Source organism: Micromonospora sp. NPDC002575, assembly GCF_042889525.1.
In the GTDB taxonomy this organism is placed as follows: domain Bacteria; phylum Actinomycetota; class Actinomycetes; order Mycobacteriales; family Micromonosporaceae; genus Micromonospora; species Micromonospora carbonacea.
The window spans coordinates 46,093-60,621 of record NZ_JBIARA010000006.1 but is presented as its reverse complement, the minus strand read 5'-3'; the positions used below and the strand labels follow the sequence as shown (position 1 = coordinate 60,621).

Sequence of the window (14,529 nt, the reverse complement as noted above, 5' to 3'; positions counted from 1 at the left end):
TTCACTTGAGACGTCTACTGCTCCAAGGCTAGCCGGATCATGGTGGCGAGCGCCGCCGGGAATCCGGTGAGGTCGGCCAGGACCAGGCTGGCCCCGGCCGAGCGCAGTTCCTCGGCCGAGCAGGGGCCGGTGGCGACCGCCACGCCCGGCACGCCCGCCGCCGCGGCGGCGACCATGTCGGCGGTGTGGTCACCGACGTACAGGGTCGCGCCGTGCGCGCGCAGCGCCGTCGCCTTCCCCTCGGCGAACAGGTCGCCGGCCAGCTCGTCGACGGCCAGCCCGAGGTGGTCCAGGTGCAGCCGGGCGAGCCGGCCCAGCTTCGAGGTGACGACCACGACCCGGCCGCCGTGGGCGTGCACGGCCGCGATGGCCTCCACCGCGCCGGGCATCGGCACGGTCGGGGTGATCGCGTACGCCGGATACAGCTCGCGGAACGCCTCGACGGCCGAATCGACCCGCTCGGGCGGGAACCAGCGGGCGATCTCCACCCGCAGCGGCGGGCCCAGCCGGGACACCGCCGCGTCGGCGTCCACGGGTACGCCGGTGCGCGCCGTCAGCGCCCGGTACGCCGCGGCGATGCCGGGGCGGGAGTCGACGAGGGTCATGTCGAGGTCGAAACCGACGGTGAGCGGGGGCATGCCGAGAACCTACCCGGCCGCGCCGGTCCAGCCGGACGTCCGAGGGGCGCGCAGACCCCGACCCGGGCTAGCGTGGAACGACGATGACGACCTCACTCGCCGACCACCTGCGGACGCTGCCCGACGAGTCCCTGGCCGCCCTGCTCCAGCTCCGGCCGGACCTCGTCGTGCCCGTGCCGGCCGACGTGTCCGCGCTCGCGGTCCGGGCCCAGTCCCGGGTGTCGGTGGCCCGGGCGTTGGACGGGCTGGACCAGTTCACCCTCCAGGTCCTCGACGCCGCCCGGCTCAGCCGGGACCCGGGCGACGGCACCACCTCCACCGAGGCCGTCCTCGCCATGGCCACCGCCGGCCCGCGCCCGCCCGCCCCGGCCACCATCCGGGGCGCGGTGAACAAGCTGCGGGCGTTGTTCCTGCTGTACGGGCCCGAGCACGCCCTGCGCGTGGTGGACGGCGTCGACGAGGTCGCCCCGTACCCGGCGGGGCTGGGCCGGCCCGCGACGGAGCTGGACGCGCGCGCGGCGGCCCTCTGCGCGGACCCGGCGAAGCTGCGCCGCACGCTGCTGGCCGCGCCCCCGTCGGCCCGGGCGATCCTGGACCGGCTCGCCGCCGGCCCGCCGGTGGGCAGCGTGCCCCCGGGCGCGCTCCAGGCCCCGCCGCTCGGCGCGGAGCACAGCGTGCCGCCGGACCCGACCAACGGCGGCGCGCCCACCGGGTCGCCGGTGCGCTGGCTGGTCGACAACCGGCTGCTGGTGGCGGTGTCCGCCGGCACGGTGGAGCTGCCCCGCGAGGTCGGCCTGCTGCTGCGCCGCGACAGCGGCCCCCTCGGGCCGCTGCGCGCCAGCCCCCCGCCGGTGGCCGCCGTCGCGCGGGAGGCGAAGGCCGTCGACTCGGCCGGGGCCGGGCAGACCATGGAGGTGGTACGGCACACCGAGGCGCTGCTGGAGCTGCTCTCCGCCGAGCCGGCCCCGGTGCTGCGCTCCGGCGGGATCGGGGTGCGCGACCTGCGCCGGCTGGCAAAGGCCCTCGCCCTGGACGAGGCGACGACCGCCCTGCTGTTGGAGGTGGCGTACGCGGCGGGGCTGGCCGGCGAGCTGGAGCTGCCCGGGGCGACGACCGCCCGGTACGGCGCGGACCAGCAGGTCCTGCCCAGCGGCGGGTACGAGGTGTGGCGGGCCATGTCGCTGGCCCGGCGCTGGGAGCAACTGGCCCGGGCGTGGCTGCTGATGACCCGGCAGGTGGGCCTCGTCGGGCAGCGCGACGACCGGGACCGCCCGATCGGCGCCCTCTCGCCGGAGGCGGAACGGGCCGGCGCGCCGGCCGCCCGCCGGGCCGTGCTGGCGGTGCTGGCCGACCTGGACCCGGCCGTCGCGCCCACCCCGGAGGAGGTGCTGGGGCTGCTCGACTGGCGGGCCCCCCGGCGCAGCCGGGGCCGGGAGGCCGCGCACCGGGAGGCGCTGGTCGAGGCGGCCCGGCTGGGCGTGACGGGGCTCGGGGCGCTCACCTCGTACGGGCGGCTGCTGCTGGCCGACGTGGCCGAGGTCGACGAGCGGGGCGGGGACGACCCGCTGGGGCTGCGCGCCGACGCAGAGGACCCGTCCACGGCGGTGCGGGCGCTCGACGGGCTGCTGCCCGCGCCGGTCGACCACTTCCTGGTGCAGGCCGACCTGACGGTGGTGGTGCCCGGCCCGCCCGACCCGGCGCTCGCCGGGGAGCTGGAGGTGGTGGCCGAGCACGAGTCGGCGGGCGGGGCGAGCGTGCACCGGGTCACCACGGCCAGCGTGCGCCGGGCCCTGGACGCCGGCTACTCGGCCGACGACCTGCACGACCTGTTCCGCCGCCGGTCCCGCACGCCGGTGCCGCAGGGGCTGACGTACCTGGTGGACGACGTCGCGCGCAGGCACGGCGGGCTGCGGGTCGGCTCCGCCGGTGGGTACGTGCGCAGCGACGACGAGGCGCTGCTGGCGGAGGTGCTCGCCGACCGGCGGCTGGAGGCGCTGGCGTTCCGGAGGTTGGCCCCGACGGTGCTGGTCACGCCTTACCAGGTGAACCGGATGCTGCTGGCGTTGCGCGACGCCGGGTACGCCCCGGTGCCGGAGGACGCCGCCGGGGCGGCGGTGCTGTCGCGGCCGAAGACCCGGCGGGCTCCCGGGCGGGCCCCGGTGGGCCGTACGGTGGATCCGTTGGCGTCGCCGAAGCTGGCCCTGCCCCGGCTGCTGGGGGTGGTGGAGCAGATCCGGCGGGGCGAGGCGGCGGCGCGGGCCGCCCGGCGGGCCCCGGCGGTGGTGCGCGGCACGGCGACGCGCACCGGCCCGGCCCCGGTGCACGGCCACGCCGACGCCCTGGCCGTGCTGCAGCAGGCGGTGCGGGACAAGGCGCTGGTCTGGGTGGGCTACGTCGACGCGCACGGGGCGACCGCGTCGCGCCTCGTCCGGCCGGTGTCGATCGGGGCGGGCTATCTGCGCGCCGAGGACGAGCGCACGGAGATGCTGCACACCTTCGCGCTGCACCGGATCACCGCGGCGGTGCTGGAGGGCTCCTGAGCCGCCCGGCCGCCGGGAAGGGCGTTGCTGCCGACGGGTGGCCGTCAGCGGCGGCTGCGGCGCACGGTGCCGACCACGGAGACGGCCAGCAGCAGGGCGAACCCGGCCCCGGCGGACTCGCCGACGGAGGCGACGAAACCCTGCCGCTGGACCAGCCAGCCGTAGAGGAACCAGCCGACGAGGAGCACGGCGGCCGTCGCGTATCCGAGCAGGGCCGCCGCCGAGACCGCGCCGGCCGGCGCAGGATCGTCGTCGGTGGTCACGTGCCGGGCCGGCGGCCGAAGAGGACCACCCGGCTGCCGACCTTGCCCAGCTCCCAGGCGCGGCGGGCGTCGGCGGGGAGCAGGTTGACGCAGCCGTGCGAGCCGATCGACTTGTCGTGCAGGTAGGTGGTGGTCTGGTGGTAGCCCATGCCCTGGGTGAAGTGCTGCCAGTAGGGCAGCCACACCTCGTACGGGTCGGACCACTCCTTGATGTTGCGGTAGTTGATGGTGAAGGTGCCGGCGGGCGTGGCGTAGCCCTTCATGCCGGTGCGGGTCACCGTCGGGCCCCACACCACCTTGCCGCCGCGCAGCGCCCAGGTGGTCTGCCGGGTCAGGTCGATGCAGAACGTGGTGCCGGAGGAGGCGGCCTTGCAGCGCTTCGTGTCGGTGGTGGCGAGGCGCTTCGCCACGTCGTACGTGGTGGGGCCGGCGCGGCCGGCGGCGGGGCGGATGTCGTAGCGCTGCTGGAACTTCTTGATGGCGGCGCAGTCGGCGGCGGACTGGCGGCCGTCGACGGTCACCCGCCCGAAACCGCCCAGCCGGGCGAGGTAGGTCTCCACCTCGCGCTGGTGCTCGCCCAGCGGGCACCCGGCCGCCGTCGGCTTCGGCGCGGGCTTCGGCTTCGCCTTCGTCGGGCTGGGCTTCGGCTTCGGCTTGGCCTTCGTGCGGGTGGGCTTCGGTTCCGGCCGGGTCCGCTGGTCGGAGCCGGACGAGCCGCCCGCCCCCGTTTCCCGTTCCGCCGAGCCGGCCTGGGCGAGCCCTCCTCCACGGCCACCCGGGTCGGCCTGACGTTCGGGCGTGCACGCACCGACGCCGACCAGCGTGACCACGGCCAGGGCGACGACCCGGGCGCTGAAGCGAACCTGTCTCATGGGGCCTCCCCGGGTCGGTCGTCCCACTGCCTAGACGCCGGACGTACCGGAATGGTTGCACCTGGTGTCCGAATTTTCGGCTCCATTCGGCCTTCGTGCAACACTGGATGGTCGGTCCGGGGTGGGGCAGCCGCCCCGACCCGGCCCCTGACCAGGCCAAAGAGAGGACGCCGGCGTGAGCGGTGGACCACTGATCGTGCAGTCGGACAAGACGCTGCTGCTGGAGATCGACCACCCCGACGCCCAGTCCTGCCGGATGGCGATCGCCCCGTTCGCCGAGCTGGAGCGCTCGCCGGAGCACGTGCACACCTACCGGCTGACCCCGCTGGGCCTGTGGAACGCCCGCGCCGCCGGCCACGACGCCGAGGCCGTGGTGGACGCGCTGCTGAAGTTCAGCCGCTACCCGGTGCCGCACGCGCTGCTGGTCGACGTGGCCGAGACGATGGACCGGTACGGCCGGCTCCAGCTCGCCAACGACCCGGCGCACGGCCTGGTGCTGCGCGCCCTCGACCGGGTGGTGCTGATCGAGGTCGCCAAGAGCAAGAAGCTGGCCGGGATGCTCGGCGCGAAGCTCGACGACGACACGATCGCGGTGCACCCGTCGGAGCGGGGGCGGCTCAAGCAGGCGCTGCTGAAGCTGGGCTGGCCGGCGGAGGACCTCGCCGGGTACGTCGACGGCGAGGCGCACCCCATCGAGCTGGCCGAGGCCGGCAAGGACGGCGGCAAGCCGTTCACGCTGCGGTCGTACCAGCGGGAGGCCGTGGAGGCGTTCTGGGCCGGCGGGTCCGGCGTGGTGGTGCTGCCCTGCGGCGCGGGCAAGACCCTCGTCGGGGCGGCGGCCATGGCCGAGGCGAAGGCCACCACGCTGATCCTGGTCACCAACACGGTCGCCGGGCGGCAGTGGAAGCGGGAGCTGATCGCCCGCACCTCGCTGACCGAGGAGGAGATCGGCGAGTACAGCGGCGAGCGCAAGGAGATCCGGCCGGTCACCATCGCCACGTACCAGGTGCTCACCTCGCGGCGGGGCGGCGCGTTCACCCACCTGGACCTGTTCGGAGCCCGCGACTGGGGCCTGGTCGTCTACGACGAGGTGCACCTGCTGCCCGCGCCGATCTTCCGGTTCACCGCGGACCTCCAGGCCCGCCGCCGCCTCGGCCTCACCGCGACCCTGGTCCGCGAGGACGGCCGGGAGGGCGACGTGTTCAGCCTGATCGGGCCCAAGCGGTACGACGCGCCGTGGAAGGACATCGAGCAGCAGGGCTGGATCGCCCCGGCGCAGTGCACCGAGGTACGGGTGACCCTCACGGACGCCGAGCGGATGTCGTACGCGACGGCGGAGGCGGAGGAGCGCTACCGGATGGCGGCGACCGCCCGCACGAAGCTGCCGGTGGTGCGGGCGCTGGTCGACCGGCACCCGGACGAGCAGGTGCTCGTCATCGGCGGGTACATCGACCAGCTGCACCAGCTCGGCGAATACCTGGACGCGCCGATCGTGCAGGGGTCCACCACGAACAAGGAGCGGGAGCGGCTGTTCGACGCGTTCCGCTCCGGCGAGGTGCGCACACTGGTGATCTCGAAGGTCGGCAACTTCTCCATCGACCTGCCCGAGGCGGCGGTGGCGATCCAGGTGTCGGGCACGTTCGGGTCGCGGCAGGAGGAGGCGCAGCGGCTGGGCCGGGTGCTGCGGCCGAAGGCTGACGGGCGGCAGGCGCACTTCTACACGGTGGTGTCCCGGGACACGATCGACACCGAGTACGCGGCGCACCGGCAGCGCTTCCTGGCGGAGCAGGGCTACGCGTACACGATCGTCGACGCCGACGACGTCCTGGGCCCGCCGCTGCCCAGCGTGGACTGACGCCGGTGCGACCGGCTCAGCGGCTCAGCCTGGTCTCCCGCGCCATGTGCGACAGCTTCTCCGGATTGCGTACGGCGTAGAGCCCGCCGATGCGGCCCTCGTCGACGCGCACGGCCAGCACGGTGTCGAGTTCCCCGTCGAGCCGGATGACGAGCGCCGGGCTGCCGTTGACCTGCGTCGGCAGCAGCGCCGTGACACCAGCGACCTTGCCCCACCCGCCGGTGAGCAGCCGGGCCACCTTGTCGGCGCCCACGATGGGCCGCAGGACGGCCTGCTTGACTCCGCCGCCGTCGCCGAGCAGGACGACGTCCGGGGCGAGCAGGTCGAGCAGGCTCTGGAGGTCGCCGGTTTCGACCGCCCGCCGGAACGCGTCGAGCACGGTGCGGGTCTCGGCCGCCGGCACGACCCGGCGCGGCCGGCGCGCCGCGACGTGCGCCCGGGCCCGGTGCGCGATCTGCCGGACCGCGGTGGGGCTCTTGTCGACGGCTTCGGCGATCTCGTCGTACCCGAGGTCGAACACCTCGCGCAGCACGAACACGGCCCGTTCGGTCGGCCCGAGGGTCTCCAGCACCAGCAGCATCGCCATCGACACGCTGTCGGCCAGCGCGACGTCCTCGGCCACGTCGGGCGCGGTGAGCAGCGGTTCGGGCAGCCAGGGGCCGACGTAGGACTCCCGGCGGCGGCCGAGCGTACGCAGCCGGGTGAGCGCCTGGCGGGTGGTGATCCGGACCAGGTAGGCACGGGGGTCCCGCACCGCGTCGAGGTCGACGCCCGCCCACCGCAGCCACGTCTCCTGGAGGACGTCCTCCGCGTCGGCGGCCGAGCCGAGCAGCTCGTACGCGACGGTGAACAGCAGGTTCCGGTGGGCGAGGAACGCCTCCGTGGCCCGGTCCGGCAGCCCGGCGTCCCGGCCGGTGTCGGCTGCGGTGTGTGGCGTGCCCGCCATGGGTGGCCCCCGTTCGCTCTCGGCTGCGTCGCTTCGCTTTCGGCTGCGTCGCCCATCAGACGCCGGACCCCGCCGTCGTGTGACACCTCCGCCTGTGGCGATCGTCACCCGCGCCCGGACGTCACGGGGAGCCGGCCACCGGCATCTCGTGTTCGTCCCACTGCACGAGCGGACGAACGAAGCGAACGAGCGAAGGACGGAAGCCATGGACACCCGATTCGACCTGTTCAGCAACGAGCTGGCCGCGAGGTTCGCCAAGCGGTTCGCCAACGCCGGCATGGTGATCAACCAGTCGCCGCTGCCGAAGGCCACGCAGGAACTGGTGTCGCTGCGGGCCAGCCAGATCAACGGCTGCGGCTGGTGCATCGACATGCACACCAAGGAGGCGGCCGCCGCCGGTGAGAGCCAGGTCCGGCTGCACCTGGTCGCCGCCTGGCGCGAGTCGACGGTCTTCACCGAGGCGGAGCGGGCCGCGCTGGCGCTCGCCGAGGAGGGCAGCCGGCTCGCCGACGCCCACCAGGGCGTGTCCGACGAGACCTGGGCCCAGGTGCGCAAGCACTACGACGACGACCAGATCGCCGCGCTGGTCTGCCTGGTCGCCCTGATCAACGCCGCCAACCGGCTGGCCGTGATCGTGCACCAGCGGGGCGGCTCCTACGAGCCCGGCATGTTCGCCGCCGCGCTCGGCTGACGCCTGCCTGACCGACCCCCATGTCGGCGGGGTGGCGGTATCCGGCCGCCGGGATACCGCCACCTCGCCGACTTGACACGCCGGTGTCGGTCCACAGTGGCACAATCGGGGACCGTCACCGACACCCGCCCGAAGGGAGCAGAGTGAAGCGCCGAATCCTGTCCGCGCTGACGGTCGCCACCGTCGGCCTCGCCGGCTCCGCCGTGGCCCCCACGGCCGCCTCGGCGAGCGACGCGTGGGGCATCGTCTGCAACCTGACCCAGAACACCTGGCTGCGGGCCGCCCCGCACGCCCAGGTCCTGCGGACCCTGACCGCCGGGCGGGGCTTCCGCTGGCACGGCCAGGTCTGGGCCGAGGACGACGACGTCTGGATTTACGGCCACGGCGCCGAGGACCCGGCGATCGACGGCTGGGTCCCGGGCGGCAACACCACCTGCTGAGGTCCCGCCTCCTCCCACCGGTCGTCGCGCCCACGCAGGGCCTGGCCTGAGGTTGTTCGCCCGCCGTTCACGGCCGGTCCAGCTCCCGCTCGGCCCTGCGTGCCAGCCTCCGTCGCAGTCCGAACAGACGGAGGACGACGTGACACCGAAACGCACCCTCACCCCGACGGCCGGCATCGCCGCCGCCGCGCTGGCCATCACCGGCACGCTGGCCATCACCGGCTCCGCCGCCGCCGGCCCCGCGGACGCCGGACGGCACCACCCCGCCGGGGTCCGCACCTTCGACCGCACCGCCACCTACCCCGTGTTCCAGAACCGGCCGGCTGGCGAGGACCCGGCGACCGCGACGGTCGCCGAGATCTCGGCGGTCAGCCCCGACGGCCGCACCCTGGTCTACACCGACGCGGCGGCACGCCGGATCGGCTTCCTCGACATCTCCCGCCCGGACCGGCCGCGCGGGCTCGGCACGCTCTCCCTCGCCCAGCTCGGCGACGCCGAGGACGAGCCCACCTCGGTGGCGGTCCTCGGCCGGTACGTCCTGGTCGTGGTCAACACCAGCGCCAGCTACACCGCACCCTCCGGCCGCCTCGACGTGATCGAGCTGGCCACCCGCCAGCGGGTACGCAGCATCGACCTCGGCGGCCAGCCGGACTCGATCGCCATCAGCCACGACCAGCGGTACGCGGCGATCGCGATCGAGAACGAGCGCGACGAGGACGCCACCCCGCCCGGCCGCAAGAAGGGCGACCTGCCGCAGGCCCCCGCCGGCTTCGTGCAGATCCTCGACCTCGACGGCAGGGCGACGCCGCAGCGGTGGAAGCTGCGGACCGTGCCGCTGACCGCCGCCGACGGGCAGGCCCTGCCGGCGCTGGTCGCCGCCGGGATCACCGAACCCACCGACCCGGAACCCGAGTACGTCTCGATCAACGAGCGCAACCAGCTCGCGGTCACCCTCCAGGAGAACAACGGCATCGTCCTGGTGGACCTGCCCACCGGCCGGATCACCCGGGCCTTCAGCGCCGGCACGGCCACGGTCAGCGGCATCGACACCGTCAAGGACGGCAAGATCGAGCTGACCGGCTCGATCACCGACGTGCCCCGCGAGCCCGACGCCGTGGCCTGGGTGGACGACCGCTACCTGGCCACCGCCAACGAGGGCGACTGGCGGGGCGGCACCCGTGGCTGGTCCGTCTTCGACAGCCGCACCGGCCAGGTGGCCTGGGACGCGGGCAACACCTTCGAGCGCCTCGCCGTCCGCCACGGCCTGCACAACAACGACCGGGCCGCGAAGAAGGGCACCGAGCCGGAGGGCGTGGCCATCGCCGAGTACGACGGCGTGCGGTACGCGTTCGTCGGCTCGGAGCGGAGCAACTTCGTCGCCGTCTACGACCTCAGCCGGCCCACCGCCCCGGTCTTCCGCCAGGTTCTGCCCACCACCAACGGCCCGGAGGGGCTGCTGCCGATCCCGTCGCGGGGGCTGCTCGCGGTCTCCAGCGAGACCGACGACGCCTCGGTGGGCGTCCGCGCCTCGGTGTCGCTCTACCGGCTGGGCGGGGGCACCCCCGGCTTCCCGAGCATCGTCTCGGCCGACGACGCGCAGGGCGCACCGATCGGCTGGGGGGCACTCGGCGCCCTCTCCGCCGCGCCGGGCCGGCCGCAGCAGCTCCACAGCGTCACCGACGCGGCGTACACCCCGACCCGGATCCTCACCGTCGACGCCGGGCGGACGCCGGCCGTGATCACCGACGCCCTGACCGTGACCGACGCCGACGGCAACCCGGCCGCGTACGACGCGGAGGGGATCTTCGCCCGCCCGCAGGGCGGCTTCTGGCTCGCGGTGGAGGGCGCCAAGGGCGCGGAGAACAAGCTGGTCCGGCTCGACGCCGACGGGAAGACCCAGCAGACCGTGCCGCTGCCGGCGGAGGTCGCCGCCGGGCTCGGCAAGCAGGGCTTCGAGGGGGTCACCGCCGTGACCGACCGGCACGGCCGGGAGATCGTCTGGGCGGTGCTCCAGCGCGAGGTGTCCACCGACCCGGCGGGCGTCGCCCGCATCGGCCGGTACGACGTGACGGCCGGGACGTGGAGCTGGTTCGGCTACCGGCTGGAGTCCACCGCCGTCGCCGGCGACTGGATCGGGTTGTCCGAGGTGACCGTCGTCGGCAACCGGCTCGCCGTCATCGAACGGGACAAGCTCAACGGCCCGGCCGCCGCGCTCAAGCGCGTCTACACCGTGCCGATGCCCGCCGGCCCGGCCGCGCCCGGCCCGCTGGCGGTGCTGCCGAAGACGCTCGCCGTCGACGTGCTGCCGGCGCTGCGCGCCACCAACGGCTGGACCCAGGAGAAGCTGGAGGGCCTGACCGTGGCCGGCAACGGCCAGGTGTACGCGATCACCGACAACGACGGCGTCCAGGACGCCACGGGCGAGACGGTCCTGCTCCGGCTCGGCCCCGCCGCGAAAGTGTTCGGCCGCCGCTGACGCCTTCGCTCCTCGGCGCGGACGCCGGGTCAAGCGGCGCTGACGCGTCAACGTCGGGTGAGGGCTGGGCAGCCACAGCCCTCACCCGACGGCCACAAGACCCTCGTGGTCAGCTCAAGGGAGTAAGTAAGTTGTACAGTCTCACTCCTCGCGGGGGAATCGCACAAAAATCAGACAATCACTCGACCATTTCGCCGCCCGCGTCATCACTCAGACCCACGAAATAGACGCGCGCCGCGAGAGGAGTCGGAGTGTACTGTCGCCTCCCCTGCTCATTCTCACCCCTATGGACCAACCCTCGTTCAGAAAGCGCCTTGGCCCGCTTGCCAACAAGCTGATATGAGCAGTCGAGATCACCGGCCACCTCCTGCGCGAACAGGGGGCGCCCTTCGCTCTTAAGTGTATGAAGTATTCCGAGCTCTACACGTGGGAGCAAAAGGTTCTCATTAACCGCACGCAGAGTATCCTCATACTTGCGTGAAAGGTTGATTACATTACATTCGCCAATCCTGCATGCTGGACACAGCATTCCGTACCGACGCAACATTTCAAGGTCAGAATAGTCATGCCTCGCGCCACACTTCGAACAGACAATTTCTTGATTCGACGCGAGATAATCTCTCAGAATTGGCGAATAATCGAACAGTCTTTCTGCATAGTACTGTCGATAGCGCTGCTCCCGGGATCCAACCGGTCTGCCAAACTCAATGTTATTCTGTTGACACAGGCCGTAGTTCAACGCATAAACTGCTACTTTTCGACCATCCCTGTCCGTCATTACATAGTACTTTGTAACGAAGAAATTGAGCTCAAGGGTTGCGAGAAGAGGCTCCAGTTCGAGAAGAACGTGAAAATGACTAGTAGGAGCCCGCCCCTGCTGCTCCCGAATTACAGATGAAGTTGAGCCTCTTAGAGCCTTCGACTTGTCAACTACCTTGTCGAGCAGCTCTTTCAGACTAAAAATCGACGATCGCTCGTCAAAACTCTCCTGCAGAAATCTATTCATCTCAAAGTAAGCATTCAACTTCTCCTCGTAGTAACGTCGAGCAGCCAGCCTAACATCCCTAGCGCTAATTTCGCGCCCATAGATCAAAGACGTTTCATAGGCAAAGAAGAGCAGGTAGCCCAAGCTTCTGGGGTTCGCCATAGTCGCGTAGAAGAGTTGCCGCCAAAGATCATCCCCCTTCTTAACTGCAAAGAAGTTCACCCCCGGAGTCCCTAGCGTGAAGTGACCTAAACGTCGCTGGATCAGGCGCCTAGTGAAGTCGACCGCCTTCTCTTCCATTGCAACAATGTCGCCCGTACCATAGAGGGAGAACAAGTCCAAGTTGACTTCATCTATCTTCGATTTATCTACTTGCCCGTAATAGATTCGCCCGGGATAAGCGGCAATCTTAAACTTGACCAACTCATCGGACCAGTTGTTCAGCGGACCCAGCAGCGCATCCACGACAACCTTCATCGCCTCCAGCGGAAGCTCCGAAAAGTCATCAACAAAGATGTACAGATGGCGAATCTTGAATCGATCCAGCAGCACCTTCAACTGGAGAATGAAATTCTTGATATCAAAAGTTCGCATCAAGACGTCCGCATACGCGGATTCATCAGCTGTGGTTTCCGTATAGCTTGAGCTTGATTCAACGCCGAAACCTGCCGACAATTGCTTTGAGACACCTAGATTTGCGGAGGTTGCCGATGCCTCTCCTTGCTCAAGACTTTTGGTCGCTACACCGGCACGAAGATAGGCGCCTAAGACATTCTCAAACCTGATGCGATCCGCGTCAGCCAGAATGTCATCCAGCCCTTCAAAGATTTCGTCTAGCGTACCACCGAGCGCTCGGCGAAGCTTCTTCCACAGCGTCGGCTCTATCCTTCTTCGCAGCTCATCCCGAATAGAGCTGATCATAGAATGGAGGAACGCCTTATGCAGTAAAAGCCGCTCCAGCGCGCCCGGCGGGAGCGAGCCTTCCAGTTGTGCCAGTTGAGCCGACATCGCTGGATCTATCTGAGATGCTTCAAATACCGTCTTGATATCTATGTAGGCAGAAGTCACATCAGCCATCTTCCGAAGTTCATGCTGAGCTCGCTGGAAAATGGTGGACTTGCCTGTACCCTTTCTCCCCACCACGAAAGTCGTGTTGGGCTTTAAGATCGTATTCAAGACGTGATCGTTGGGCAGGGGGTCGACGTAAAGGCTCTCTATCAGACTATCCGATCCTGACGCATCCCCCAACTCGGCCCGTCGATACAGCTTCAACGACTGGGCTGCGTCACGGAATCCGTCCAAACTCTTCCGCGAAAACGATCCGACCATTTCTCCCCACTTGCACTTCTACAACAACGGCAACCCGACAGCGCAACGTCCCTACCGGCGTTCTACGGACATTAAAGTACATGTTGCCTCACATCCACCAGCAGCGAGCCTCCACTGTCAGCTGCCCGTCACAAATCTCCCTGACTTCCGGTTGGCACTGGCCGCTTCAACTTGGAAGTTCCAATCGATTTTGGATGCGCCCTCGGTCGACGAGCTTGGCCCCTTGAGGGTCTGTCGCGTCTGTCGGTGAGGTTTCGACGGGAACGCTGAAACCGTCGCCTGCGTGAGGGCAACTCGGGCGCGAAATATCCATGATACGACCAAAAGCGGGCGGTCGTCGTCCAGGCTTGGGGGCATCCGGAAGGAATAGCATCGAGCGGACGCATTGGGGTGATAGGGGCTGCATGCAGGATCCCTAGCACCGCGCTGTGGGTTCGGCCGTAGCCAACAGGTCTACGACGAATTCGGGGCTACAGCCTGCCAAGCTCGATTGAATGTCGAACTAGCACGAGGGGATCCAGCCGGTATGCAATCAGCGCCCCGGCGGATACTGTCGTTGACGCCTAGCCTAGCGCTGCTGCACTGCGTCGAGGCCGTCCGATCAGAGCACCCGGGTGATCCCCTCGGCGGCGACCCGCGCGTCGAGGCGGGACCGGTCGAGGTTGGCGCAGACGACCACCGACGCGCCGACGGACAGCGGGGCCAGGAGCCACTTCAGCGGCTGCTCGTGCTCGGCCGGGTCGACCAGCAGCCGGTCACCGGACCGCAGGCCGATCTGGTCGGCGATCTCCCGGGCGAGGCGACCCCACACACCGAAGCTGGTGCCGTCGGGAGTCGCCGCCTCCGCCGGATGGACGCCGGCATAATCGGGCGGCGCGTCGGTGTGCCGGAGCACCTCCGCGTCCCAGTCGAGCCAGCCGGCGGGCACATCCGCGAGCGGGCCCGGCCCGGTGCCGACGAGGTAGCGGTGCACCCCGTCGGGCACGTCCTCCAGCCAGTCGTCGAGCCGCTGCGGGGTGACGAACACCGCGTCGTACGGCCGGTCGCCGCCCGGCTCCAGAACCGGCAACCCGGCGGTGGCCCGGGGCCGGAACGACACGGCCAGCCCCACCGACCAGGCACCCAACAGCACGGCGGCGGTACGCCAGTGCGGCGGCAGCAGCACCGCGACCCGGCTGCCCGGGGCCAGCCCGCAGCCGTCGCGCAGCAGCCCGGCGGTACGCGCCGCCCAGCCGCCCAGGTCAGCGGCGCTCAGCGCGACCCGGTCACCGGTCGCGTCGTCGCAGTAGGTGAACAGCGGCCGGTCGGGTTCGGCGGGTTCGGCAACCGGCAAGACCACCACGTCCGGCGCTCCCATCGCGCACCCCCCTGTCAACAGCGGCCCACTCGGGCCACGGAAGGTCACCGTACCGCCACGAGGTGACGCCATGACGACCGCATGTGGCGACTACGCACCCGACGCCGGGCGTGGAATGACCAGGCGGCTCTGAGCTC

At 70.6% G+C, this 14,529-nt stretch carries 11 protein-coding genes; 5 read left to right on the top strand and 6 right to left on the bottom strand.

All coding sequences use genetic code 11. The features are described from left to right. Window positions 1-14: 14 nt before the first annotated feature. Complete coding sequence (locus ACFYWL_RS11590; RefSeq protein WP_386970725.1) at window positions 15-638, bottom strand: HAD family hydrolase; 624 nt, start codon at window positions 636-638, stop codon at window positions 15-17. A gap of 83 nt (window positions 639-721) precedes the next feature. Between ACFYWL_RS11590 and ACFYWL_RS11585 the strand changes: the two genes are divergently transcribed. Then, window positions 722-3,178, top strand: coding sequence for a helicase-associated domain-containing protein (locus ACFYWL_RS11585; RefSeq protein WP_386970723.1), 2,457 nt, complete (start codon window positions 722-724; stop codon window positions 3,176-3,178). A gap of 44 nt (window positions 3,179-3,222) precedes the next feature. On the opposite strand, the gene ACFYWL_RS11580 is transcribed toward ACFYWL_RS11585, so the two are convergent. After that, on the bottom strand, window positions 3,223-3,441 hold the full coding sequence (locus tag ACFYWL_RS11580; protein WP_386970721.1) for a hypothetical protein: 219 nt from the start codon (window positions 3,439-3,441) through the stop codon (window positions 3,223-3,225). Further along, a complete protein-coding gene (locus ACFYWL_RS11575) occupies window positions 3,438-4,313 on the bottom strand; it encodes a L,D-transpeptidase family protein (protein ID WP_386970718.1) in 876 nt (291 codons plus the stop codon). Before ACFYWL_RS11575 ends, ACFYWL_RS11580 begins: the two co-directional genes overlap by 4 nt. A gap of 175 nt (window positions 4,314-4,488) precedes the next feature. Between ACFYWL_RS11575 and ACFYWL_RS11570 the strand changes: the two genes are divergently transcribed. Then, complete coding sequence (locus tag ACFYWL_RS11570) at window positions 4,489-6,168, top strand: DNA repair helicase XPB (RefSeq protein ID WP_386970715.1); 1,680 nt, start codon at window positions 4,489-4,491, stop codon at window positions 6,166-6,168. 16 nt (window positions 6,169-6,184) lie between these two features. Here the strand turns inward: ACFYWL_RS11570 and ACFYWL_RS11565 are convergent, their stop codons facing one another. Next, a complete protein-coding gene (locus tag ACFYWL_RS11565; protein ID WP_386970712.1) occupies window positions 6,185-7,114 on the bottom strand; it encodes an RNA polymerase sigma-70 factor in 930 nt (309 codons plus the stop codon). Between the two features lie 205 nt (window positions 7,115-7,319). Here ACFYWL_RS11565 and ACFYWL_RS11560 point away from each other — a divergent pair, with 205 nt between their 5' ends. The 3 genes from ACFYWL_RS11560 to ACFYWL_RS11550 all read left to right on the top strand — a co-directional run bounded on the left by ACFYWL_RS11560 (window position 7,320) and on the right by ACFYWL_RS11550 (window position 10,721). Further along, the gene (locus tag ACFYWL_RS11560) at window positions 7,320-7,805 is read left to right on the top strand and encodes a carboxymuconolactone decarboxylase family protein (protein WP_386970709.1); all 486 of its coding nucleotides are present in this window, start codon (window positions 7,320-7,322) and stop codon (window positions 7,803-7,805) included. A 143-nt stretch (window positions 7,806-7,948) separates the two neighbouring features. Continuing rightward, window positions 7,949-8,245: a hypothetical protein gene (locus ACFYWL_RS11555; protein ID WP_386970707.1), complete on the top strand. Its 297-nt coding sequence runs from the start codon at window positions 7,949-7,951 to the stop codon at window positions 8,243-8,245. 139 nt (window positions 8,246-8,384) lie between these two features. After that, entirely contained in the window at window positions 8,385-10,721 is a 2,337-nt protein-coding gene (locus tag ACFYWL_RS11550) for an esterase-like activity of phytase family protein (RefSeq protein WP_386970704.1), read from the top strand. Between the two features lie 178 nt (window positions 10,722-10,899). Here ACFYWL_RS11550 and ACFYWL_RS11545 read toward each other — a convergent pair whose 3' ends face one another. Both ACFYWL_RS11545 and ACFYWL_RS11540 read right to left on the bottom strand, forming a co-directional pair. Continuing rightward, complete coding sequence (locus ACFYWL_RS11545) at window positions 10,900-12,882, bottom strand: hypothetical protein (RefSeq protein WP_386970701.1); 1,983 nt, start codon at window positions 12,880-12,882, stop codon at window positions 10,900-10,902. Window positions 12,883-13,636: 754 nt separating this feature from the next. After that, entirely contained in the window at window positions 13,637-14,377 is a 741-nt protein-coding gene (locus ACFYWL_RS11540) for a TIGR03089 family protein (protein ID WP_386970699.1), read from the bottom strand. Window positions 14,378-14,529: the final 152 nt, after the last annotated feature.